Raw genomic sequence first — 22,791 nt, forward strand, 5'->3', positions numbered from 1 at the left:
GGCTGCTGCCGGCCATGCGGGAGCAGCCGCCCGGCCGTGGGGTGGCCGATCCGCTCGACGGCTCCACCGCGCCCCTGGAACGCGGTCCAGGTCTGGAGCAGGGCGTGCCGCTCCACTAACCTGCTGTCATGGCCAAGGACGTCGTGCCGCACCGGGATGCCGAGACGCTGCGGGCGGCCGACGCCGACCGGCACAAAATCGCTGACCAGCTGAAGACGGCTCTCGACGAGGGCCGTCTCTCGCTGGGCGAGTACGACGACCGGGTGCGCCAGGCGTACGCCGCCCGCACCTACGCCGAGCTGCTGATCATCGTCGCCGACCTGCCACGGCCGGGGGTGAGCGCGGCCGAGGTGAGCGCCCGCAAGGCCGCCGAGGTGCGCCGAGCGGAACGCAAGCTGCCGATGGCGCTGCTCGTCCTGTGGACGATCTGGGGCGCGGTCACCGCCGTCAACCTGATGGTCTGGTTCCTGGTCGCGGTCACCGTCGACGGGTACGTCTACCCGTGGCCGATCTGGCTGCTGGTGCCCGGGGCAGCCCTGGGCGCCACCACTGTCGGCGTGCAGGCGATCCGGCGGCAGCAGCGCCGGCGCTGACCCCTCGCGGTGTGGCGCAGTTCATGCACCGAGTGCAAGTTGCACCGAGTGCAACCGGCGTACGGTCGGGATTGTGGTTGTTTCCAGTCCGGTTCGCGAGCGTAAGAAACGCGAGACCTGGCGTCTCGTGCACGCGGCCGCGCTCCGGCTGATGACCGAGCGCGGCTTCGACGCGGTGTCGGTCGACGACATCGTGGCCGCCGCCGGCATCTCCCGGCGCACGTTCTTCAACTACTTCGCGGGCAAGGAGTCGGTCGTCTTCGACCCCGACCCCGACGACCCCGCCCTCTGGGCCACGCTGCTGGCCGAGCGCCCGGCCGGCGAACCGCTCTGGTCGTCGTTGCGCGAGGTCCTGATCGGCTACACCACGGCCGCGGCCGACCGGATGCTGCTGCAGCGCCGGGTCCGGCTCGCCTCTCCCGAACTGGCCGGCTGCTCCCGGGAGCTGGCCGACCAGTTCTGGGTCGCGGTCCGGGAGTGGGCAGCCGGCCACGCCGCCCTGGACGACCTGCGGCTCGATCTGACCATCAACGCCGCCCGCACGGTGCTGAACACCTCCTGCCCGCACTGGGACGCCGACACCGGCATCACCGGGCTGCACGAGCTGCTCCGCGCCGGTTTCGCCTTCGTCACCCCATCTCTTCCGGAACGGATCACCTCATGAGTCGCGTACCTCTGTCCGTGCTCGATCTCGCCACCGTCCGCGAGGGTCACGACAGCACCGACGCCCTGCGCGGGACCACCGAGATCGCCCAGGCCGCCGACGACCTCGGCTACTCGCGGTTCTGGGTCGCCGAGCACCACAACATGCCGGCCGTCGCGTCCACCTCGCCGCCGGTGCTGATCGCCCACCTCGCGGCGAACACCCGGCGGATCAAGGTCGGCTCCGGCGGCGTCATGCTGCCCAACCACATGCCGTTCGTGGTGGCCGAGCAGTTCGCGCTGCTGGAGGCCCTGCACCCGAACCGCATCGACCTCGGCATCGGCCGCGCGCCCGGCACCGACCAGGCCACCGCGGCGGCGCTGCGCGGGGTGTCGCCGCACCTGACCGTCGAGCAGTTCCCCGACCACCTCGGCATGGTGCTCGCGCTGCTCGGCGACGACCGGGTCGCCCCCGAGCGGATCGAACGGCTGCGGGCGACACCGGCCCCGGCGACCTACCCCGAGGTGTGGATGCTCGGCTCGTCGACGTACGGCGCCCAGGTGGCGGCGGCGCTCGGACTGCCGTTCTGTTACGCGTACCACTTCGCCATGAGCTCCGACGTGGACACCGCGGCCCGGCTCTACATCGACGGTTTCAAGCCGTCGCCGCGCTTCCCCGAGCCGCACCTGATGGTCAGCGCCTCGGTGATCGCCGCCGAGACGCACGAGGAGGCGCAGTTCCTGGCCGGCCCCAGCCGGATCATGGCGCTGAGCCTGCGCACCGGCCGGCTCGGCCCGATCGTCTCGCCCGAGCAGGCCGCCACCCGCGAGCTGTCCGACCTCGACCGCCAGCTGCTCGACCAGCTCCCCGGCACCCAGTACGCGGGCACCGCCGAGGAAGTGGTGCAAGCGCTGGACGAGCTGGTCGAGCGGACCGCCGCCAAGGAGCTCATCCTGGCCGGCACGGTCTACGACCCGGCCACGCGGCGGGACTCGCTGGCCCGGATCGCGAAGGCGTGGGGTCTGCCGAATTAGGGATGCGCCGGGCTCCGGCGGGGCCGAGGATGACGGCATGGCCTGGCACATCACCAACAACGTGGACGAGTTCCTGAGCGGGGCGGGGGAGTTCCTGCGCGCTCGCCCGGTGGAGAACACCGTGCTGCTGACGATCACCGGGACGCTGCGGGAACGCGGGCCGCACGCCTTCGGCGACGGCGCGGCGGTGTTCGGCTGGTGTGGCGACGGGGCTTTCTTGCGTACGCCGCCGCGCGGTGCTCTGCTCTCCGAGATGTCCCCGGCGGCCGCCGCCGAGCTGGCCGTCAGCCTCGCCGGGACGGACCTGCCGGGCATCGCCGGACCGGAGAAGGTGGTGGAGGCGTTTGCCGCGGAATGGCAGCGCCTGACCGGTGTCACCCCGCGGGTCACCGGCCGCCAGCGGTTGTACCGGCTCGCCGACCTGACCCCGCCCGACCCGCCGGCTCCCGGCGCCGGCCGGGTCGCCGAGGCCCGCGACCGCGACCTCCTGATCGACTGGATGATCGCGTTCCAGGAGGACCTCGGCGAGGATGCGGACCCCTCGGCCGAGCTCGTCGACGACAAGCTCTCGCACGGTGGTCTGCTGCTCTGGGAGGTCGACGGCCGCCCGGTCTCGATGGCCGGGATCACCAGGCCGGCCGCCGGGATGGTGCGGGTGCAGGCGGTCTACACGCCCCCCGAGTACCGGGCCCGGGGCTACGCGGGTGCCGCTACGGTGGCAGTCACCCGGTCGGCGCTGGCCGCCGGGGCCACCGACGTGGTCCTCTTCACGGACCTGGGCAACCCGACCAGCAACGCCCTCTACCAACGCCTCGGCTACACCCCGATCGAGGACCGTCGCACCGTGGAGTTCCCCGCATGAGCAGAGCCACCGTCCTGCAGGTCAACCTGGCCGTCCCGGAGCAGAGCGATGCCAAGAACGTCGGCATGACGGGCATCAACAAGCAGCCGGTCGACCACCCGGTCCCGGTGCGCGCCCCTGGTCCGAAACGGACCGGCCTGCACAGCGGCCTGGTCGGCGACCAGATCTTCGACATCGACAACCACGGCGGCGACGACCAGGCGGTCTACGCGTACGCCCGGGAGGACTACGACTGGTGGGAGCAGCAGCTCGGCCGCAGTCTGCCGGGCGGCCTCTTCGGCGAGAACCTGACCACCGAAGGCCTCGACGTCAACGGCGCGGTCCTCGGCGAGACCTGGGCCATCGGCGCGGAACTGGTGCTGCAGACGACGTTCGGGCGCATCCCGTGCGCGACGTTCCAGTGGAAGATGGGCGAGCCGCGCTGGGTGAAGCGGTTCGCGGCAGAACGCCGGCCGGGCGCGTACCTGCGGGTGGTGCGGCCGGGCGAGGTCCGGGCCGGTGACGAGGTACGGATCCTGAACCGTCCCGCGCACGGGGTGACGATCGGCGACAGCTATCACGCCTGGATGCACGACTCGGACCGGCTCCGGGATTATCTGGACCTCGAAGACCTGCCCGAGGGTCTGCGGGCGGACATCCGCCGCAAACTCAAGCTCTGATTTCGCCGGTGAGCGATGGCCGGGTGGACGACGCGCGGACTGTGCTGGACGAGGTCTGGCGGGCGGGCGCGGCCGGGATGCTCGGCGTGCTGGCCCGCCGGCTCGGCGACCTCGACCGGGCCGAGGAAGCCCTGCAGGACGCGGTCGCCGAGGCCCTGAACCGCTGGCCCGGCGACGGCGTACCGGAAAACCCGGCCGGCTGGCTGGTGACCACCGCGTGGCGCAAGGCCGTCGACCGGCTCCGTCGTGAGGTCACCGGCCGCGACAAACTCGCCGCGCTGGCGAGCGCCCCGCCACCGGAACCGACCGGCGACGACCGGCTCGCCCTGATCTTCGCCTGCTGCCACCCGGCGCTCGCGGAGCCGGCCCAGCTCGCGCTGACCCTGAACGCGGTGGCCGGCCTGCCGGCGGAGACGATCGCCGCGGCGTTCCTGCTGCCGGCCACGACGATGGCGCAACGCCTGACCCGGGCGAAACGCCGGCTGCGGGACCGCGGCGTCCGGTTCGAGCCACCCCCACCCCAGGAGTACGCCGCCCGGCTGCCGGCCGTGCTCGCCGTCGTCTACCTGATCTACAACGAGGGCTACCTGGCCTCGTCCCGCGACGCTCACGAACGCCGCGACCTGGCCCGCGAAGGCCTGGACCTGGCCCGGCAGCTGAGCGTTCTGATGCCCGCCGAGCCGGAGGTGGCCGGCCTCGTCGCGCTGCTGGAACTCCACGAGGCCCGCTCCAGCACCCGCTTCGACGCCGAGGGGCGGCTGGTGCTGCTCGAGCACCAGGACCGGTCCCGCTGGGACCAAACCTTGATCAACACCGCGGTACGGCGGCTGGCCCGTGCGGCCGGTCACGATCAGCCCGGCCCGTACCAGTTGGAAGCGGCCATCGCCGCCCAGCACGCGGCGGCCCCGTCCTACGAGCGCACCGACTGGGTCGCGCTCCGCCAGCTCTACGACCATTTGCGGATCATGCGTCCGTCGCCGGTGGTCCTGCTGGGCCGGGCGGTCGCCACGAGCTATGCCGACGGTCCGGCGGCCGCGCTGGCCGAGGTGGACGACCTGGCGGACCGGCTCGCGGGCTACCGCCTCTGGCACGCGACCCGGGCCGACCTGCTGAGCCGGCTGGGCCGCGAACCGGAAGCAATCGAGGCGACGCGCCGCGCGCTGGCCCTGGCCACGAACCCGGCCGAACGGGAACTGCTGGCGCGCCGCCTCGACGCCCTGGTGACTACTCCACGATCGGGCGAACCTCGATCCGGTCCCCGGCCGCGGTGATTCCCGGCCAGGTGGCGGCCACGGCCACCGCGTCGTCGATGTCGTCGGCGTCCAGGTGGATGAACCCGCCGACGACCTCCTTCAGCTCCAGGAACGGCCCGTCGGTGACGGTCGGCTGCCCGTCGGCGCCCGGACCGACAGTCTTGGCGGTGCTGGAGGGCTGCAGCTCAGCGCCGCCCCGAACAACCTTGCCGGCGTCGTGCCACTTCTGCCACCAGGCGTTGACCTCATCGAGCAGCCCGGAAGCGGCGGCCGCCCCGAACCAGTGCGACTCGTCCCCGGTGATGATCATGACGTACCGCATGACAGTGCTCCTCTCGGTAGGCGTACACCGTGATGACGAACGGCACGGCCCGTACCTCGACACCCCCTAGGCTGCCGCCATGCAAATCATCAAGGGCGCCGGGGTGTGGAGGTCGCCGGCGGGGGCGGCCAACGACTGGGTGGAACACCTGACAGTGCCGGAGCTGTCGGTGGGGACGTACTGCATCCCGGCCGGGGGAGTCGACGACCAGAGCCCACACACCGAGGACGAGATCTACGTGGTCACCGCCGGGCGGGCCACCATCGTCACCCCGGGCGGCCGGGCGGAGGTGGGCCCGGGCGCGGTGATCTTCGTACCGGCGGGCGAGGAGCACCGCTTCGTGGACGTGACCGAAGACCTGGCGCTGCTGGTGATCTTCGGCCCGGCCTACGGCTCGCGCACCGTCACCGGCTGACTGTCCGTGGCCGTCGGCCGTCGCCGGATTCGCGGAGTCCGGCCGTTCCTCAGAGCGGGTCGGGTCCGGGCCGCGTCGCCGGCCGGACCAGCAGATCCGCTGAGATGTCGGGCTCCCGGAGAGCCCGCCGGTCCCGGCCGGGAAGCATCCACCCGGCCGAAACGACAAGCCGGGCAACCTCGATCGCGCCACGCGCCTGCAGATGCGTGTCGTCCGCCGTCAGGAAGTAGTCCTTGGTGACCTCCGGCCCGAGCGAACTCCACAGGGCAAAGGAAAGCGCACTGAGATCGATCAGCGGCGTACGGGTGGCGGCGGCCAAGGCCCGCATGGCGTCGGCATATTCACCATGCGAAAGGTACGGGACGCCGTCATTCGTGAAACGCCGCCGCTCAACCGGGGTGACCAGCACGGGAAGCGCCTGAGTCGCCCGGGCGCCGTCAATGTAGAGCTGCAGATAGTCCGGAAAGGTCGTCCACGGATCGGTGTGCCGGGAGGGATTCTCGGACTGGTCGCCGTGCCCGAAGGAAATGAGCAGGACGTCCCGAGGCCGGAGGACCGCAAGAATCCTGTTGAGCCGCCCGGCGGCGGAAAAACTCTTGGAACTGGACGCGGAAACCGCCTCGTTGACGACGAGGGTGTTGTGGTTGAGGAAGACCGGAAGAGCCTGCCCCCAGCCGGCCCTCGGAACCTCCGTTACGGCGTACGACAAGGCCGTGGAGTCACCCACCACATAGATCGTCCGCGGCTCCCGACCGTCCGCCTGGCTGGGCCCGGCCGGCGCGGCGAGGGTCCCAAACCACCCCGCTGCTGCACCAAGCAGCGTTCTACGACCGACGCCCATGCGGTGATCCGATCACAAAGCGGACATCGAGTCGGTCACTTCGGGCCGTCGTCCACCAGCCTCCCGCATGCGCCGGCGCGCTGATGGACCTTCTCAGCCGGGTCGGGGTCCGCTCTCGGGTTCTGCTTCGCCCGACCTGAAGAAGCCGACTCCCGCCAGGACGAGAACGCCGAAGCCTCCGACCTGAGCCAGAGGGTCATCCTGCTGCGCCAGGACAATGCACGTGACCAGCACCGCCGCGCGGAACGCGACCTCAGCGGCCCTTCTCAGTCCCGTGGATTCGCCGCCGAAGAGCGCGGTCCCGACGACCCAGTACCAGCAGCCCATGACGATGCCGACGCTGACCAGCAGGCAGACACCAAGAAACCAACTGCCACTCTTGAACGCGCCTCCGATGTCCCGTCGACTAACGAAGTTGACCATTGCACTCCGGGCTTCGCGTGTGGAGGTGACCAGCTCACCGAGGATCCGCCTGGCTAACGACTGCCGACCGACCGCGGCACGCATCTTGAGCGGGATCGACGCCCCGGCGTCTGCTCGCGACGACCCGGCCCCACGGGGCCTGACCTCAACGAGAACGGCCCCGGAGCGCGTTTCCGCAGCTCTCGGGGCCGTTCACCTTGCCTGTGGCGGGTAGGGGATCCGAACCTCTGTAGCTTTCGCGACGGATTTACAGGGAGCACCGAACTCCGGTAGGAATACCGGCGTTGAGCTGGCGCTTTACCTTCTTCGGCTCGTAACCATCAGGCCGTCGCCCACGATTCGCCCACGGTGGGCTGCGACTTCACCTCCATGTCAAGATCACAAGGTCCTAAGCGCCTCTATGTACATTCCATGCGTGAACGAGTGCGTTGTGAAGGATGAATGAACCCTTCAGATAGACTTCGGAATCGTCACGCCGATGGTAGAAGTGCATATAGCTTTCGCTTCGGCCCGCCACCATGTTGCCGACGGCTCCGGCATAGAAGAGCAACGTTAGGAGTTTTTCGGCACTGATTGTTTCCTTGCCTAGATCCGCCAGGGCAGCTGCGAATTCTTTAGCATTGAATTGTTGCTTGTCGAGCGTCTTTAGTGCGGAAATTGCTGATGCAGCACTCTCCGGTCCGCCCTCGACGCCTGCGAACTCATTCGAGATGGCACCAACGAAATACTTGCTGGAGTACTGAAGTACGCCTTCTCGGATCACGTCCTGGTCAAGATATCTCTGCGGTTTGGGGCCATAGATTCCAGACGCCTCGACCTTGCGAATCTCTTCAAATAGACGCAGGAGATCTCGCGGCGTGTGCCGCGTCATAAGTAAAAGGTACCTGAGCGTATCGAATGATTGCCCCTGTCCGCGCTGGCCCACTTTGATTCTTGGGGGAAAGTACTCCAGGACTCGGACGGAGTCGATGTCGAGCGCCTTTGCGGCCTTCTGGTTAGCCAGCTGAATCAAGGGTGCGTTAACGCCAGCGGCTCCCGATAGAACGCGCCAGTCAAGGTCAAACGCCAGATCGTCACGCATCTTTTGCGAATCCGGAAGCGAGAGGGCGATGCGAGAAAAAGCATCATTTCGCAGTAGCAAGACGATGCATCCGGACGCCTCGCATGACATCAGCTTCTGATTCACTGAGTAGGCGGCCTGGACCAGGGATGCAAGGCTTTCATCGTACTTCTCATCGTTGAGGAAAATTGAGTCAAGGCCATCAATGAGAAGGACATGCCGCGACGAGGAGAGGGCCCGCGATACCCAGGTCTCCATGTACGGGACGATATTGTAGATATTTAGGCTCGGCTTGCTTTCGCGCTTGTAAATCGGTCCCAACTTTGGCACCGGTATTTGAATAACGGTGCTAGATGCGTTTAGTAGTGCGCGCCCGGAAGCGTCGCCCATAAAGCCGAAATCGCGGAGCAGCTTCGCAACCCTTTGCACTTCCTTGTCAAACTGGAGCGTGCAGTCCTTGTCGCGAAGCAGGAGTTCGAGGTAATTGCACAGAAGAATGAACTTCCATGCTACGACTGTTCGCTCCGGACCCGCTACTTGTCCAGTCTGTACGCGGGGTACTTCAGCCAAAGGCAGAGCTGTTGCGTCTCGGACGAGGACTAGGTGACTTCCCTCTTGTTCGGTGGCACGCAGGTACCACGCCAACGCGGACTTTCCTGTTCCCTTGGGTCCCAGGACTAGGAATTTTCGGCCGTTGACCAAGGCTTGTGAAGCGTTGTTGAGATCAACATAGCTCTTGACAAAAGACGACTCGTCCTCAGAAACTTCGTTTCGAGCGTCACTCATGCCGAAGTAGAGATCGCGGTATGCAGGCTTCATGGCGGCACCTCGGCGGCTGGCAGGTATTTACCTTGGCGGCGGGAGTCACGCATCGCCTCGCGGCGAACTTGCACTCTACAGGGCGTACGCCTGTTGGCAGCGCGTTTCATCACTTACGACATGGGCCGACGGGTGCGCCGGACTCTCTGGTACGTCGACGCACTGAGTGCCGCTGACAGCGCTGTACGGCGCTGTTGGTGTCCGGTCCGAGCTGGCATCCGCTGACCGAGCCTGCTGCGCTCGACAGGCCACGTCATGCTCCGGGAGCCGTGGTCAACCCAGTGCGCCACCGATCCGGTCGTTCAATCCCTCGTCGCCACCGTCGATGCAGTTGGCGTAGACCCGAAGGAGAACCGCGACGCTGTGGCCGAGCCGACGGGCGACCTCAGTAGCCGGTACACCTGCGTTGAGCCACAGGGATGCGGCGGCGTGGCGAAGGTCGTACGGCCGCCGGACCAGAGGCGAGGCGACTTGAGCCGGGGTGAGCGCCTGCTCGCGGGCGAGCTTCCACCACCGGTCGTAGACCGACTCGGAGAGCGGGCCGCCGTGCAGACCGCGGAACAGCCGGCCGTCCGGCGCCGTGTCGTAGTTCTTGATGTGCTTGTGCAGCAACGCCACGAGCTGAGGCGGGATTGGAACCGGCCGGGTGTCCTTGCGTGCCCGGTGTTTGAGGCCGCGTCGCTCGTGCGCCTGGCCGTCGTCGGTCCACGCCGTACCTGACCGAGGCGCAGTCTCCGCGAGAGTGATTCGGCCCCATCCGTACTCGATCTTCTCGTGGAGGCACTGTCCGGCTGGCGCCGCTGTGACGTCGGGTAGCTCGGTGTCGCAGTCGACGCAGCGACCGGGCAGCACGCAGTCCGGCCGGCGCAGGTCGGCCGCCTCAGACGGGCGCGTTCCGGCGTAATACAGGCAGCCGAAGAACGCCGTGACCCGGTCCGCCCGTTTGCCGAGCGACTGAAGAGCGTCGAGCAGCGCGGCGACCTGGGTCGGGTTGGCGACGACCCGGCGATCCACACCCGAGGCGACCTCAGGCGCCGTCCACTGGATCCGATCGATCGGGTTGCCGTCGAGGCGGCCCAGCTCGACCGCGTAGCCCACCGCGTTGTAGAAGATCGCGCGCTTGCGCCGGATGGTGCTGGCAGCGGCCGGCTTGCCGTCGATCCTGGTGCAGAGGCCGTCCAGGACCCGGCGGACGCTTGCCACCGTGTCCAACTCTGTGACGGGCAACGACGCCCGCTCCAGCCAGGACAGCGCCGCGGCATGCGTCCCGGAAGGCTCCTCCGACCACCGGCGAGGATTGAGGGCGTAGACGTACAACGCCTCCCGCAACACGGCATCGGCAGGGCGACCGCGCCGAGTGCCCGCCGTCATCAGGAGGGTCACGTGCGTCAGCGCCTCCACGGTGCCCCGCCGCGACTTGGCAGCCAGCCGAGGCCACTTCCCCTTCATGTACTCCCGGACGTGGACGTACCACGTGACGGCCTGCTGCGCCCGCGTCTCAGCCCACGGCCGGCCCGATTCGGTGTCGAACGGCTGACCGTCGTTCGCGGCCTTGACCAGACCTGAGCGGAAAGAGTTCGCAAGAGCCTTCGTACGGAATGTGTCCTCGAACCGCTTGCCGGCCACCGCCCACCGAACGCGCCACGGCTTGGCCTTGCGGTCCACCCGCTTGGTGATCTCCCAGACCTGGAACTCGAAGCTCTTCACGCCGCCTTCCCTTCGAGCTTTCCCAACCACTCGTGCAGCGCAGACCGGCGAATCCGGAGTTCGCCGTTGGGCAGCTTGATTGCTCGCGGCCCTTTACCGATCTGCCGCCAGTAGAACCACGTCGAGCGGGAAACACGCAGCTCAGCCAGGACTTCCGGAACCGTCAGCAGCTCGTTCATGTGTCCCCCTCGTGACCGCGCGCCGGTTCGTTCTCGGTTGCCGAAACATCTGGCCCGTCCTGTCTTCTCGCTGCGGCGAGCTGGGCGCGACGTTGGATGCGTTGGGAGACCGCGCGCAGAAGCCGGTGCTCCAGCGGCGGCAAATCCGGATCGCCAGGCCGAGCCATCTCCCACGCGAACGGCGACGGGCTGGCCATCTGGTGATCCGCCGGGGGTGAGGCGTCGGCGGCAGCCGTGACGCCGAGCAGCGCCTTGACCCAGGCGTGCGCGTCGGCGCGGTGGTCGCGCAGGGTCTTGCCGGACCAGTTACGCGAGACCAGCACGCGGCGCCCACCGATCCCGAGGGTGCTCTTCTGGTGGACGCGGCCCTTGCAGTGCCCGGGCCGGAGCTTGCCGGTGGCGTTCTTCGGCTGGACGCCGTAGAGCAGCCAGTTCGCGCACCGGTCGGAGCAGGGCGTGACGCGCAGTTCGCGCCAGAGCCGTTCGGCGTGGTCGCGTTGCGGGTCGCTGGTGTGGTCGTGGCATTCCGCGGCGGCTTTGGTGACGTACTTGGTGATGTAGCCGATGGTCCGTTCGGCGTCCTTGCTGCCAGGGTCGACGCCTTTCGCCTTGACCTGCGGGCCGAACCGCACGACGTGCGCCGGCTCGGCGTCCGGGTCGTCATCGATGGCGTCGAGCGCGTCCGCCCAGCCGGGCAGCGCAACCCTGGTGTCTGGATCAATCCAGGTCTCAGCGTCGGCGTCGAAGACCGGGGGCCGGTCGGGCGGGTACCGGAGCCGGTCGGCGGCCGGCCACCACACCTGGTGGTAGGTGGCGGTGGAGACCTGTTCGAGTAGGGCGCGGGAGATGGTGCCCCGGATGGCGAAGTGCGCGTGCGGTGCGAGTCGGCGTTGCGGCTCGACGCAGCCCGCATATTGGACGTTCCAGCCCGCCGCCCGGCGCAGGTTCTGCCACATCCGGTCGAGGAGCCGGGGGAAGTGCACGGCGTCCCAGGCCGCCCGCCGGTAGTCGTAGGTGTTCGGGTTGACCGGGGTGCCGAGCAGCGGGTCGTCGTCGGTGTGCCGACGTCGGCACGGGCACGGCCGTCCCGAGGGGATGGAGTGGACCGGGCCGTAGGTGTCGAGGGTCAGGGTCAGCCACATCGAGGGCTGGTGGGTGCTGCCGTCGCGGCCGACGTAGGTGCGTCCGACGGTGCGCGGCTCGACCTTCTGCCGGGGCAGGTCGGGCACATCCTGACGGCGACGGGTGGACCGGACCCGACGTGTCCGGTCGGCGTCGCCCTGGTCGTCATCACCGGCGGTGTCGCGCGGGGGTGCGATGCGCCCGCGCAGTCCCTCAGCCGCGATGGCCGCTTCCACCTCGGAGATGGCGTCATTCAGCTCAGCGACTTGATCCCACTCGGCGGCCTGCTCGGCCTGCGCGCGGTAGAACTCGAAGTGCGCCCGCAGCGAGATCAGCGCGATCTGGTCGTCGGTGGCGGCGGCCGGCGGGGGCAGGGGTTCATCGGTACGGTGCCAGCCCTCCCGGATCTGTACCTGCCGGTAGTGCCGGGCCCGCTTGGCGCAGGGCGGGCACTTCACGTCCAGGGTCGCGCCGCAGGGCAGGTCGATCAGTTCGGTTGCGCCGGTGGTCAGGGCGGTACGGCGTAGCGAGACGGGCCGGATGCAGACGCCGTGGTCGATGGCGAGGTTCTTGAGCGCGTCGACGGCCCGGGGAAGTGCCATCCGCGCGGCCCGTGACCCCGGCCGGGGCGCGTGCTCCTGGGCCAGAAGGGGCAGGGTGGGTGCGGTCAACGGTGGTTCACCTCCGAGCTCTGCAAGCGGGTGAAGGCGCCGGCCGGAACGGGCACGACGGCCGCGACGGTCCGTACCCGGGGCGCAGGCGGTTCCGGTTCGGCCGGCGGTTCGGTGTCGACCGGCAAGGGCGCAGGCTCAACGGGCGAGGGCAGGTTGTCGGCCGGGGTGGCGAAGACGAGCTTGACCAGGGCCATGAACGCCAGCGCCGGGACGGCGGACAGCAGCCAGCCAGACGGGCTGGGCGAGGCCACGGCGAGTTGCGCGGCGAGGGACAGCGCCGCCGAGGCCAGCAGCAGGACGACCGGGTAGCCGATCGGTGCTCCGGTGCGCTGGCGCCGGCGGATGGTGAGGAACGCCGCGACCGGCACTAGTTCGGAGATGACGGCGTTGACCCAGCCGAACGCGCTCGGTGTACCGGCCGGGACGTGCCGCATGGTCCAGTCGTGCACGTGGGTGAACGACGCCCACCCGGCCGCGATGGCGACGACCGCGAGGATCAGCACCAACAGCGCCGACTCGAACCGCTCCCCGTTCGATGTGTTGTTCATGCCGCACCGCCTTCGACGGTTTCACCGTCGATGACCTGGAGCCGGCTGTAGGTGGCGGCCATGTCCCGGATGGCTTCGTCGGTCAGGAAGGAGAACCGGACCCGCATCGGGGTGGGGTCACCGTCGAGGACGACGTAGCCGACACCCGGGGTGGTCTGCGGGATGCGGTCGCCCAGGGCGCCCCGATCGCGCATCCCGTCACCGAGGACCATGTCCACCTCGCCCGGCTCCGACAGCCGCAGCGCGATCCGGGTCGGGAACAACCCTCGCGCCGGAAGGACCTCCTTGCGCGGGTCCTGGATCGCGGCCACGACGTGCACGCCGACCGCGCGGCCCTGCGACAGCACGATCCCGAGCGACGCCTTGATCCGGTCCTTAAGCTGCCTGTCGGTCAGATACGCGGTGAGGTTCGCCAACTCGTCGATGATCAGCACGATCAGCGGCTCGGCCGGGGTCGGAATGTGCTGGCGGGTAACACCCTTGAGCCTTGCGGCCCGGCTCTGGGCTTCCCGGGCGGCTTCTTCGAGCATGGTCGCCATCGCGGCGAAGTCCTTGCTGGCGAAGCGGTCGAACAGCGGCAGCCCGATGCCGAGTTCCATACCGCCCTTGGGGTCCAGGCCCCAGAGCTTGACCAGTCCGGTACCGACGCCGCCGGCCAGGGACCGCACGATCGACCAGATCACCGAGCCCTTGCCCGACCCGGTCGCCCCGACGACGAGGACCTGAGTACCGAACAGGCGCAGGTCGAAGACGTCGCCGTCTTCCTGCCGGGCCACCGTCAGCGCGGTGAAGTCCGGTACGGCCGTGGTCGGGAACGGCGCCACGGTCTTGGTCAGCGGGTCACCGCGGAGCAGGACCAGCACCACCGTGCCGAAAGAAGGTCCGGGCATGGCCTTGACCTGCCGGACGCCGAAGGTTTGCGCGAGGCGTTCGGCGACCTTGCCGAAGTCGTCCGGGATCTGCCCGGTGACCATCCGCACGAGTACGACGTCAGCGCCGGGACGGCACCGGACCCGCTTGAGGATCGGCAGCACCGTGTGCCGGTCGAACGATACGGAGAGTTTCGCGGTGACCATCGCGGCCTGCCAGCGCCGCCGGTAGGTCCACCGCCGGAACCGGGCGAGGACCGGGTACCAACCGAAGCGCAGGAACGAACGGCGATGTCCGAAGCCCCACCCGGTCGCCGCAGCGGCGATCCCGCCGACCGTGCAGGCCGGGCCGACCCAGCCGTACTCGGCGTAGAGCCACAGCAGACCTGTGGCGGGACCGGTCGCCCACCAGTACCGCACGTAGGTCACGACCAGCCAGGCCACGGCCTTGATCGCCTGCCACACCACGAGAAGCCAGACCGGTAGCCGCAGCACCGGCGTCCGAACGGTGAACGGCGCGGTCGGAATCGACTCGCCCCGGATCACATTGATCAGCGGCATCCCCGATCCCCCTTCCGCCGCGCGGCCTGGAAACGGTCGAGGTCAGCCAGGAACTGGCGAATGTTGTCGAGCCGCTCGGCGTCGCTGGTGTGGGCCATGTCGACCCATGCCTGAATCCGGCCCATGGTCTCGGCGTACCGGTTGACCAGGTCCCACACGTCCGGCGCACGCTGCGCATCGGCGGCGTTCGGCCGGTCGCAGGCCGGGCACTTGTCGGCGTCGGTCGGTAGTGCGGTGAGCAGTCCGCAGCCTGCGCAGGTGCGCCAGACAGCGCCGTCTCGCGTCGTGATCCGGGCAGCGTCATTTACTGTGGGCATCACAGCCCCGTCCCTTCGCAGGTGGTGGGTTGAGCGCCGGGGCGGGGAGAACTTCTTGGCGGTTGTTGGCCCCGCCCCCGACGCGTCAAAGAGAGATCAGGCAGCCTTGGCCGGCTTGTTGGCGGACTGCGGGGCGGTCATCTCGCTCGCGCGGATGGACCACGCCTGCCGCGCCCGGCACTTCGAGCCGTTTCCCTTGCACTTCTGCGAGTCCACGTACGGCGTCAACGTGACGCCGGTGAACTCCACCATCGGCGGGTAGCCCGGCACCATCGACGCCGGCGGCACCGGCTGATGCGCCGCGACCACCTTGACCTTGAACTCCTTCGTACCGCCGAACTTGCCCGCCTCCGGGTCCAGGTCCAGGACCTTGACCAGCCAGATCCGCTCGCCGGTCTCCTTGTCGCGCAGCTGGTCGTCGCCCTGGCCCCGCTTGTCGAAATCGGTGGCCGGCTCGACGCCGAGGCAGAGCGCACCGTGCGGCGCGACGTACTCCCACGGCACCGGAACCTTGATCGAGTTTGGAATCACTGAAGTGGCCTCCTCCGCCAACACTTGGTTACTTGACTAACCAAGTTGGCCTAAAGCTAGCACATGACTTACTTGGCTAGTCATGCGCAATCATGCCGGAATTAGCGAAGTTTGAAAGCCTCTTCGAGTCCCTGTGCCGGGACCGGGAACGCCGTGTCGATCACGAGTAGCGGATGGCCGGCGACGCTGCGGACGATGAGCAGGCTCGCCAGCAGCGACGACCTGCGATCAAGGGTCAGCAGCACCGACTCCCGCGCCGACGCCGATCGCACGGACAGCCGTTCCACGACGTCCACGGCCACGAGCCGGCGGCGCCGTTCCAGGTGATCCAGTGCTCCTTCGCCGAGCAGGTCCGGCAGGTGGAATGCCGTCCCGCTGGAGGCGACCGCCGGTAGGTAGACGGTGCTGAGCATCAGCCAACCGGCCGCGGTCGCCGGGAACAGCCGTTGCCGGGCGATGACCGGCTCTCCGACCGGGATGGCCAGCGTCGCGGCAATGCGCGCGGAGGCCGGCGCCCGGCCCGCGCCGATCAGCGTGGCGTCCGGCGCCTCAGCGGCATGCAGTGCCGTGCGGATCCGGCCGGGAGGTTGCGACGCCAGCGCCGATGGCCGGCCGAGGATGACGCGGCCCTTGCCCTGCAAGCCTTCGATGTAGCCGAGCTGGCGCAGGTACTCCAGTGCCCGGACCACCGTGGACCGCGAGGCATCGAACTCGCGGACAAGCTGCGCCTCGCTGGGCAGCATCGTCCCGACCGGGTAGGCGCCGCTGTCGATGCGGTGTTGCAGGGCGTCGGCGATGCTCGCGTACTTCGCGGCCGTAGGTTCGATCGGCACTGGTTGTCATCCCCGGTTCCGCGGTGCGGCAGACCGGCGCTGGGCGGGAAGCCCGGCCGGCGGCGCGTCAGTGACGCAGGCGGACACGTGCACCAGGGCTTGAGTCCAGCCGAGCGAGTAACCGGTGCCGGCGATCTCGTCGCCCTCCAGCCAGACCCAGGCGCCGCCGTACCACTGCGAGATGTCGAGCCGGACCCGCCGCACCAGCAGCACAAGACCGGATTCGCGGTACCGGCACCGGTCGGCGGGTATCCGCAGCAGGTGCCCGACGAGCTGCCCAGTGGGGACAGGCAGCCGAGGCGCGATGGCGAACGGGCTAATCACGCCTGCCTCGCAAGGGGCCGGCGGACCGTGCCGGTCACCATCGCTGCCCCCGGTTGCCGCGGTGCAGGCCGGGATCGGTGACAGGGTCGCGGCCAGTAATGGCGAAGGTCAGGCCGCGGTCAGCGAGTTGCCGGGCGACACAGGGGTACGTGATGGCCGGCCGGCACAGCAGGCACCACCCGTCCGGACCGGGTCGATGGTCAGCGAACAGCCGACGGGAGAGCTGCCACACGAGCGGGTTGACGCACTCGGCCGGCGGGTCGATCGGTGGATTGCCGTCGAACGCGGGAAGCGGTTCGCTCATTGGTGCTGACCTCCGCAAGCGGCATCGACGGCACCGGGACGGGCGGGGTCGCGACTGGCGTTGCCCGTGCCCGCCCCGGTGCTAGCTGTCCTCGCGAGACAAGATCAACCGCAGTGGCAGCGAGTAACGTCGTGCGAGGCCATATTTGACTAGCTTGGCTAGTCATATCGACCGTACGGAAGTCAGTGTGCTTACGCAAGCAGGAGCGCCCACATTTCCTAGCCTGGCTAGCCAGGCTTTACCCTGCTGGAGTGAACGTGGATGCCCGCAGCCTCGATGACCTGGAGCCGGACGATGCCCGCCCGGCGTCCCAGCAGATCGCCAACGTGCTCCGCGCGGCGATCCTCACCCGCAAGTTCGCGCCGGGGGAACGGCTGCCCTCGCAGAACGACTTGGCCGAGCGCTACGGCGTAGCCCGCGAGACCATCAAATCCGCGCTGCGCATCCTGCGCGATGAGCGCCTGGTCGTCACCCGACAGGGGAGCGGCGCGTTCGTTCGCGCGCAGACAGAACGACCGGTCGGCCTACGCCCGCACATCGAGGCCGCGTTCGAGCGACCACACGTCACAATCGACTTTTCGGGATTCTCCAGCGAGACCCTGCACGGCGCGATTCAGGAACCACTCGACAAGATCCGCGCCGGCCGCCTCACCCCGGAGTCCGTCGCGATCCGGATCCTGCTGCCAGACCTGAGCCTGCCCTCCGTCATCCCGTCACGCGCCGATCCCGTAGGCGACGACCCCGCCGTCCGGGAACGCGCGGCCCGCATCGCCCGCCGCAATACCGAAGCCATCACCGAATCGGTAGGGGAGCTGGGAACCCTCGGACTGGTCCGCAACGCCACCGTCGAGGTCCGGGCGCACGGCACGACCGTGCTGTCCAAGCTCTACATCCTCAACCGTGACGAAGTGTTCTTCGGCTTCTACCCGGTCATCACCAACACCGTCTCGGTCGACAAGCAGCCGGTGACGATCTTCGACGTGCTCGGCAAGGACGTCCCGCTGTTCCACTACGCCACCAGCGGCGAAGACGACGACGCCGCCGACCAGTTCGTCCACCAGGCCCGCACCTGGTTCGACAGCGTCTGGACCAGCATCGCTCACGAGTACACCCCATGACCCTCACCGACCTCGTCGGCCGAGCCCGATGCCTGCTGATCGACTTCGACGGCCCGATCTGCGCTGTCTTCGCGGGCCGCCCCGCCGCCACCGTGGCGCAGGAGCTGCACGCCATCATCCGCGAACGGCTCATCGGCGACCTACCAGCCGGCATCGCCGCGTTGCATGCCAACCCGCTTCAGATCCTCAGCCAGGTCGAAGCGCTCGGCGACGACGAGCTGACCCGCGCGGTTGCCGACGCCTGCCGCAATGCCGAGACCGCCGCCGTCGCCAGCGCGCGGCCGACACCCGGAGCGGAAGACTTCCTTCGCACCGCTCACCGCACCGGCCGGAAGGTGGTCATCGTCAGCAACAACGCCAACATGGCGGTCGAGACCTACCTACGCGACCACGATCTTGCCCGCTACATCGACGGCGTGTCAGCCCGATTCGACGGCATGCCGCCCCGCCTACTCAAGCCGCATCCGTTCCTCATCGAGCACGGCCTCACCACCGTGCACGCCCAGCCGGCCGAGGCGGTGTTCGTCGGTGACTCGGTTACCGACGTCGAGGCCGGCCGGGCCGCTGGGACACCCACCGTGGGCTACGCCAACAAGCCCGGCAAGCGCCAGCGCCTCACCAACGCCGGGGCGGACACGGTCATCGACGCGATGCAGTTGCTGGTGCCGGCGCTACAGTCGGTGCCAACCGGCCCGCCTACATGACCGCGGCTCCCGTGGTGCCGGCGGATGTCCTGGCGAACGTCCGGCAGCGCTGGCCTGAGATCGTCGACGCCTGGGCGAGCCATGTCGGGACCGAATTCCAGACCCTGTGCGATCAATACCGAGCCACCTCTCCCGCCGTGCTGCCCGCCCGGTACGGGTACGTCGTCGCCGTCGACACCCTAGACGGCCCGCTCGTGTTCCGCAGCAGCCCCGATCCCCGCGGACCCGACCAAGCCGCCGTCGCCGCAGCCCTGGCCAACCTCGGCATTTCACCCACGGTGCACCAGACCCTCGCCACCGACCACGGCACCTGGACCGTGCTAGATCGTGTGCTGCCCGGCACCAGCCTGATCCAGAGCGACCCGGCAGCCATCAGGTTGGACGCTCTGTTCTCGCCGCTCGCCGCCATGCACCACCAGCCGGCGCCTCGCGCCGGCATGCCGTCCATCCTGGACTGGCTGAGCGAGCGGCTCACAGACGACAACCTCACCGACCTGCGGCCAGGCACCACCATCGCCCCCGCCGACGAACGCGAAACCGCCCTGAACCTGCTTGCCGAACTCGCCCGCGACCACATACCGGGCCTGTGCCACGGCGACGCATCAATGGGAAACCTCATCGCCAGCGGCACCGACCGATGGATGCTCATCGACCCACGCGGCATGACCGGCGAAAGCGCCTACGACGTCGCCGTGCTCGCCATCAGAGCAGCCCGGATCCACGACTCGGTGAATTTGATCCCACACATCGCGAAACTTGCGGACGTCACGGCTGAACGCGTCCGTACCTGGATGGCCATCGCTAACGCCGCCCGGGTTTGAACGTGGGCGGCGACATGCCGATGCCGAGCTCCGAGAATTCGCTGCGCAAACACAAGACTTCGCAGGCGGACACCTCTGCTTGCTAGGAGCGATCACCGGCCACATTGAACACCCACGGCCATCGACGCTAACCTGTTGTCGAGCCTTCCGATTGGAGTAGCCATGTCAGACCCGGCCTGGGATTCGGCCGAAGAGCTCATGAGAACTTGGCTTCAGAGGGCGCGCGAAGGACAGCACTCGCATCATGAAGCTGGGAAGTTACTCAAGCGCGCGAATTATGCTTTGGCTGTCCCGATCATCGTTATCACCGCAGGGTTGGGAACTGCGGCGTTCGCGACTATTGCAACGCAACTCTCGGGAGGATGGAAAGTCGCTTTCGGCGTCTTGGGAATCGCTGCTGCGGTTCTCTCGACTTTGCAAACACACATGCGCTATGCCGAACGAGCGGAAAAGCACAAGAATCTTGGCGCTCAGTACGGCGTAATTAGACGCAAACTTGAGACAATTCTGGCTACGCCCCGCGAAGAGCGCGAAGATCGCCGCGCTGTGCTTGATGAGGTGCGTTCGAAATTTGATGCGTTGAGCGGCGAAGGTGATGTTGTCTCGCGTCGCATCTTTGATAGGACGATAAAGCGCTTGGCAGAACGTGACCGACAACGTTCCAAGCAATTAGGTCGCTAGTCCAGGTCAAATCCTCGGAGTTCTTCCAAGAGGCCCTCGGGAAGCCTCTCCTGCCATGCGTGTTCGAACGTCATCGAATTTCTCTTAAGGCGCTCGAAGATCGCGATGCTTTCAGGTTGACCGAGGAGCATGTACAAGCCATTTTGGTAGGCTTCTGATGCTGGCCCGTATCGGTCGTAAATTTCTTGTAAGTTTTCGCGTTCACGCTTTGCGAACTTTTCGAGCTCGTCCGGGTATGTGACCCATTGTTCTTGCTCCATCGTCGACATAACTATGGATATGACTTCCCGGGTAAAGCTGCTGCTGGATGGGTTAGTGCAGAACGAGTAATAGATTCGCTCGCATTGATCAACAGTCGCGTTGAGGTAGCGATCAGGGGAAGTCCCGATGGCCTCCATCGCACGCTGCACCTCTCGGTCATAAACCTCGACCAACGCGAGCAGACCGTACAGCGACCGTCTGACATCCTTCGGCAAATCTGAAGAAGGCTTATACAGCAACTTATGGGACATACTAGCCCATAAGTCGGTGGCTGCAGTTCGGAGCTGTATCTCACAGCTGTATCCCTTGAACAGGGGAGGGGCTTCGGGGTCGCTAGACGGAATCGGCCGCGCTTGGAAGTGAAGCCGGGGATAGCGCAGCCTGTCCTCATCATCATCTTCGGCTGGCTCGTCCAACGACGACCATGTCACATCGAAGTTTTCGCGGATAATTTTCTCAGCGATTACCAGTTCGCCGACATGACGTACAACGACCCTAACTCCCGCCTTGTCATGCAGTTGGTCCCAAGGATCGTCTACTTTCTTCTCGATTGCCTTCTTTACGAAACTCCATACGTCTTTAGCTCTATGGCTAACCGTGCAGTCAATTCTTGCCTCGATAGCAAGTTCACGGATCCGTTGGGCAACCCCTTCGGCTAATTTCTCAAATACTGGCCTTTCTTGGACATAGCGGGCTTTTGCCTCGTCTCGCGAAAGACCCACGGAGTGCTAGCCTTCGCTAGCGTCCATCGGTGCGGAGCCACTATCGACTTCCTTGGGCCGGCTGCCGCCTGCCACCCCCCGACCTTTAATGTCCCCCATGATGTCCTGAATTACCACGCGACTGATGGGGCCATCGACTCTCTCAATTTTGATGACGTCGCCATACGTTGAATTTGGTGCAGTTATGAGAACGCCGCTTTCGAACGCAATGCTGAAACGCTTAAGCTTTGGTTCAATCAAGGAGACGTCCTTGTCAAACATCTTGACCGGAACGCCGTGGTCAGACAAGTAGTTGACGAAGGGATCATGATCGGCTTGCCGCAAGTTGCTGTTAGCAAATCCTCGCACCGATACGGTCTTCCGTTCACTGAGCATTTCGGTCGCAATGGCCATTTGATATCGAGCCCGTAGGTCGGGATCTTTAACGAACTTGTTGACCCAAGCTTGTGCATGCTGGTGAAACTGACTTGTGAGCTCCTTCGGGTCGCCTAGGAGTCTGCACCCAAGGTAGGCCCTGAGAAAGAACGCGGCGACCTCGCTGCCAGACATCTGAACATCTGCGGCCCAGCCGTAGAGAACGTCGTCCACTAGGTCCGCAGAGTCGAACAATGCAACCTTGTACACCTTGGATTTGCTCGTTAAGAGTAGGCGTTCGAGGTAGCGGACGGCCTGCACTCCACCTGGTTCCGTAGAATCCTCAACCAGCATACCGCTTTCCTGCTCGACCTTTACGAGCATAATCGACGGCGACCCACCGGCCAGGCATTCCGCTACGAAAAGCATGCCGGACGGGTTCCTTCTGGTTTGAGCGTCCAACAGGGTTTGAGCGAGTTCTTGCGACTTGGCGATAAAGTCGGCATCCTCTACGGTCAGTAGATCCTTGACGATTGCTGGCGTCTTAGACTCAACTGAAGAGTTCTCCACTACCTGTCTGCCGCTATGGATGAGCACTTTGCGTAAGCGCCGCTCAATCTCTGACTTTGCGGAAGGCTCCATGTCGCAGACGCTGTGGCGTGCCGCAATTGAAGGAGAGGCAACGTCGCCCTTGGCTGGAATGCCATGGAAGATGGCCTTCGTAATGGCGATTTGACCTATCGAGCTCTTCACGAGATTCGCATCCCCTCGATGCTAGATCCAGAGCCATCTATGCTCGCCACCAAGGTCAGATGTAGAGCGCCCAGGCGGCACCTACAGAACGTTAGCTGACCGTCCATAGAAGATGAAGAGACGGCAGCATGCCTGCTCGCTGTTGAAACTCCTCGCGTGGCCGCAGCGGTGCCGTTAAGCATCCTTGACGAGCATGCAGTTCCCAGAACGCTTGTTCGATTTACCGCGAAGGGATGAGGGCAGGACATGCCATACCCCCAAGCCAGAGGTGGGGTCGTTGGCGTCATTTCCCCTTCAGCGACCAGTCGGCGTCGCCGTCTTTGACGGTTGCGTCGCTGTACTGGGCTGTGTTCGACATGGGCCAGACGCCGTCAGGGCCTCCAGAGTCAGCAGACGAATATGGGACGACTGCCGAATTAACCTTTCTTGGATCAAGGCGCCGCGCAAGCGCGGCGCGGCCGGCCGCGCTCGGCCTGCTGGCGGC

At 66.9% G+C, this 22,791-nt stretch carries 27 protein-coding genes; 11 read left to right on the forward strand and 16 right to left on the reverse strand.

Going from position 1 to position 22,791, the window contains the following annotated elements:
• The first annotated feature begins 128 nt into the window (after positions 1 to 128).
• The 6 genes from AB0C29_RS03805 to AB0C29_RS03830 all read left to right on the forward strand — a co-directional run bounded on the left by AB0C29_RS03805 (position 129) and on the right by AB0C29_RS03830 (position 5,062).
• A complete protein-coding gene (locus AB0C29_RS03805) occupies positions 129 to 593 on the forward strand; it encodes a DUF1707 domain-containing protein (protein WP_360814672.1) in 465 nt (154 codons plus the stop codon).
• A gap of 73 nt (positions 594 to 666) precedes the next feature.
• Complete coding sequence (locus tag AB0C29_RS03810; RefSeq protein WP_360814675.1) at positions 667 to 1,257, forward strand: TetR family transcriptional regulator; 591 nt, start codon at positions 667 to 669, stop codon at positions 1,255 to 1,257.
• A complete protein-coding gene (locus AB0C29_RS03815; RefSeq protein WP_360814678.1) occupies positions 1,254 to 2,270 on the forward strand; it encodes an LLM class flavin-dependent oxidoreductase in 1,017 nt (338 codons plus the stop codon). The genes AB0C29_RS03810 and AB0C29_RS03815 overlap by 4 nt, the downstream gene beginning before the upstream one ends.
• Before the next feature lie 37 nt (positions 2,271 to 2,307).
• Positions 2,308 to 3,132, forward strand: a complete 825-nt coding sequence (locus AB0C29_RS03820; protein WP_360814681.1) for a GNAT family N-acetyltransferase — start codon at positions 2,308 to 2,310, stop codon at positions 3,130 to 3,132.
• Complete coding sequence (locus tag AB0C29_RS03825; protein WP_360814684.1) at positions 3,129 to 3,791, forward strand: MOSC domain-containing protein; 663 nt, start codon at positions 3,129 to 3,131, stop codon at positions 3,789 to 3,791. Before AB0C29_RS03820 ends, AB0C29_RS03825 begins: the two co-directional genes overlap by 4 nt.
• Before the next feature lie 8 nt (positions 3,792 to 3,799).
• Positions 3,800 to 5,062: a DUF6596 domain-containing protein gene (locus AB0C29_RS03830; protein WP_360814687.1), complete on the forward strand. Its 1,263-nt coding sequence runs from the start codon at positions 3,800 to 3,802 to the stop codon at positions 5,060 to 5,062.
• Here AB0C29_RS03830 and AB0C29_RS03835 read toward each other — a convergent pair.
• Positions 5,016 to 5,366 carry a YciI family protein gene (locus AB0C29_RS03835; protein ID WP_360814689.1) on the reverse strand — a complete coding sequence of 117 codons (351 nt, stop codon included), beginning with the start codon at positions 5,364 to 5,366 and terminating at the stop codon, positions 5,016 to 5,018. The two genes, AB0C29_RS03830 and AB0C29_RS03835, sit on opposite strands and share 47 nt — an antisense overlap.
• 79 nt (positions 5,367 to 5,445) lie before the next feature.
• On the opposite strand from AB0C29_RS03835, the gene AB0C29_RS03840 reads away from it, so the two are divergent.
• Positions 5,446 to 5,781, forward strand: a complete 336-nt coding sequence (locus AB0C29_RS03840) for a cupin domain-containing protein (protein WP_360814692.1) — start codon at positions 5,446 to 5,448, stop codon at positions 5,779 to 5,781.
• Positions 5,782 to 5,830: 49 nt separating this feature from the next.
• Here AB0C29_RS03840 and AB0C29_RS03845 read toward each other — a convergent pair whose 3' ends face one another.
• The 13 genes from AB0C29_RS03845 to AB0C29_RS03905 all read right to left on the reverse strand — a co-directional run bounded on the left by AB0C29_RS03845 (position 5,831) and on the right by AB0C29_RS03905 (position 16,893).
• A complete protein-coding gene (locus AB0C29_RS03845; RefSeq protein WP_360814695.1) occupies positions 5,831 to 6,508 on the reverse strand; it encodes a GDSL-type esterase/lipase family protein in 678 nt (225 codons plus the stop codon).
• Positions 6,509 to 6,715: 207 nt separating this feature from the next.
• The gene (locus AB0C29_RS03850; protein WP_360814698.1) at positions 6,716 to 7,045 is read right to left on the reverse strand and encodes a hypothetical protein; all 330 of its coding nucleotides are present in this window, start codon (positions 7,043 to 7,045) and stop codon (positions 6,716 to 6,718) included.
• A gap of 388 nt (positions 7,046 to 7,433) precedes the next feature.
• Positions 7,434 to 8,924 carry a P-loop ATPase, Sll1717 family gene (locus AB0C29_RS03855; RefSeq protein WP_360814701.1) on the reverse strand — a complete coding sequence of 497 codons (1,491 nt, stop codon included), beginning with the start codon at positions 8,922 to 8,924 and terminating at the stop codon, positions 7,434 to 7,436.
• A gap of 273 nt (positions 8,925 to 9,197) precedes the next feature.
• Positions 9,198 to 10,631, reverse strand: coding sequence for a tyrosine-type recombinase/integrase (locus tag AB0C29_RS03860; protein ID WP_360814704.1), 1,434 nt, complete (start codon positions 10,629 to 10,631; stop codon positions 9,198 to 9,200).
• On the reverse strand, positions 10,628 to 10,810 hold the full coding sequence (locus AB0C29_RS03865; RefSeq protein ID WP_360814707.1) for a helix-turn-helix domain-containing protein: 183 nt from the start codon (positions 10,808 to 10,810) through the stop codon (positions 10,628 to 10,630). The genes AB0C29_RS03860 and AB0C29_RS03865 overlap by 4 nt, the downstream gene beginning before the upstream one ends.
• Entirely contained in the window at positions 10,807 to 12,603 is a 1,797-nt protein-coding gene (locus AB0C29_RS03870; RefSeq protein WP_360814709.1) for a replication initiator, read from the reverse strand. Before AB0C29_RS03870 ends, AB0C29_RS03865 begins: the two co-directional genes overlap by 4 nt.
• Positions 12,600 to 13,154, reverse strand: a complete 555-nt coding sequence (locus AB0C29_RS03875; RefSeq protein WP_360814712.1) for a hypothetical protein — start codon at positions 13,152 to 13,154, stop codon at positions 12,600 to 12,602. Before AB0C29_RS03875 ends, AB0C29_RS03870 begins: the two co-directional genes overlap by 4 nt.
• Positions 13,151 to 14,584: an FtsK/SpoIIIE domain-containing protein gene (locus AB0C29_RS03880; RefSeq protein ID WP_360814715.1), complete on the reverse strand. Its 1,434-nt coding sequence runs from the start codon at positions 14,582 to 14,584 to the stop codon at positions 13,151 to 13,153. Before AB0C29_RS03880 ends, AB0C29_RS03875 begins: the two co-directional genes overlap by 4 nt.
• Positions 14,575 to 14,901 (reverse strand): hypothetical protein, encoded by a 327-nt coding sequence (locus AB0C29_RS03885; protein ID WP_360814718.1) that lies wholly within the window; start codon positions 14,899 to 14,901, stop codon positions 14,575 to 14,577. Before AB0C29_RS03885 ends, AB0C29_RS03880 begins: the two co-directional genes overlap by 10 nt.
• 96 nt (positions 14,902 to 14,997) lie before the next feature.
• Entirely contained in the window at positions 14,998 to 15,432 is a 435-nt protein-coding gene (locus tag AB0C29_RS03890; RefSeq protein ID WP_360814720.1) for a hypothetical protein, read from the reverse strand.
• Positions 15,433 to 15,533: 101 nt separating this feature from the next.
• Positions 15,534 to 16,265, reverse strand: a complete 732-nt coding sequence (locus AB0C29_RS03895; RefSeq protein ID WP_360814723.1) for a GntR family transcriptional regulator — start codon at positions 16,263 to 16,265, stop codon at positions 15,534 to 15,536.
• A gap of 6 nt (positions 16,266 to 16,271) precedes the next feature.
• Positions 16,272 to 16,589: a hypothetical protein gene (locus tag AB0C29_RS03900; RefSeq protein WP_360814726.1), complete on the reverse strand. Its 318-nt coding sequence runs from the start codon at positions 16,587 to 16,589 to the stop codon at positions 16,272 to 16,274.
• Between the two features lie 34 nt (positions 16,590 to 16,623).
• Positions 16,624 to 16,893: a hypothetical protein gene (locus AB0C29_RS03905; RefSeq protein ID WP_360814729.1), complete on the reverse strand. Its 270-nt coding sequence runs from the start codon at positions 16,891 to 16,893 to the stop codon at positions 16,624 to 16,626.
• 251 nt (positions 16,894 to 17,144) lie between these two features.
• Between AB0C29_RS03905 and AB0C29_RS03910 the strand changes: the two genes are divergently transcribed.
• The 4 genes from AB0C29_RS03910 to AB0C29_RS03925 all read left to right on the forward strand — a co-directional run bounded on the left by AB0C29_RS03910 (position 17,145) and on the right by AB0C29_RS03925 (position 20,217).
• Positions 17,145 to 18,011 carry a winged helix-turn-helix domain-containing protein gene (locus AB0C29_RS03910; RefSeq protein ID WP_360814747.1) on the forward strand — a complete coding sequence of 289 codons (867 nt, stop codon included), beginning with the start codon at positions 17,145 to 17,147 and terminating at the stop codon, positions 18,009 to 18,011.
• Positions 18,008 to 18,715 (forward strand): HAD-IA family hydrolase, encoded by a 708-nt coding sequence (locus AB0C29_RS03915; protein WP_360814732.1) that lies wholly within the window; start codon positions 18,008 to 18,010, stop codon positions 18,713 to 18,715. The genes AB0C29_RS03910 and AB0C29_RS03915 overlap by 4 nt, the downstream gene beginning before the upstream one ends.
• Complete coding sequence (locus AB0C29_RS03920; protein WP_360814735.1) at positions 18,712 to 19,536, forward strand: phosphotransferase; 825 nt, start codon at positions 18,712 to 18,714, stop codon at positions 19,534 to 19,536. The genes AB0C29_RS03915 and AB0C29_RS03920 overlap by 4 nt, the downstream gene beginning before the upstream one ends.
• A 162-nt stretch (positions 19,537 to 19,698) precedes the next feature.
• Positions 19,699 to 20,217, forward strand: coding sequence for an SLATT domain-containing protein (locus tag AB0C29_RS03925; RefSeq protein ID WP_360814738.1), 519 nt, complete (start codon positions 19,699 to 19,701; stop codon positions 20,215 to 20,217).
• Here the strand turns inward: AB0C29_RS03925 and AB0C29_RS03930 are convergent.
• Both AB0C29_RS03930 and AB0C29_RS03935 read right to left on the reverse strand, forming a co-directional pair.
• Positions 20,214 to 21,200 carry a hypothetical protein gene (locus AB0C29_RS03930; protein WP_360814741.1) on the reverse strand — a complete coding sequence of 329 codons (987 nt, stop codon included), beginning with the start codon at positions 21,198 to 21,200 and terminating at the stop codon, positions 20,214 to 20,216. The two genes, AB0C29_RS03925 and AB0C29_RS03930, sit on opposite strands and share 4 nt — an antisense overlap.
• A gap of 6 nt (positions 21,201 to 21,206) precedes the next feature.
• Positions 21,207 to 22,307 carry a nucleoid-associated protein gene (locus AB0C29_RS03935; protein WP_360814744.1) on the reverse strand — a complete coding sequence of 367 codons (1,101 nt, stop codon included), beginning with the start codon at positions 22,305 to 22,307 and terminating at the stop codon, positions 21,207 to 21,209.
• Positions 22,308 to 22,791: the final 484 nt, after the last annotated feature.

The organism is Actinoplanes sp. NPDC048791, assembly GCF_040650095.1.
Taxonomy (GTDB): Bacteria; Actinomycetota; Actinomycetes; order Mycobacteriales; family Micromonosporaceae; genus Actinoplanes.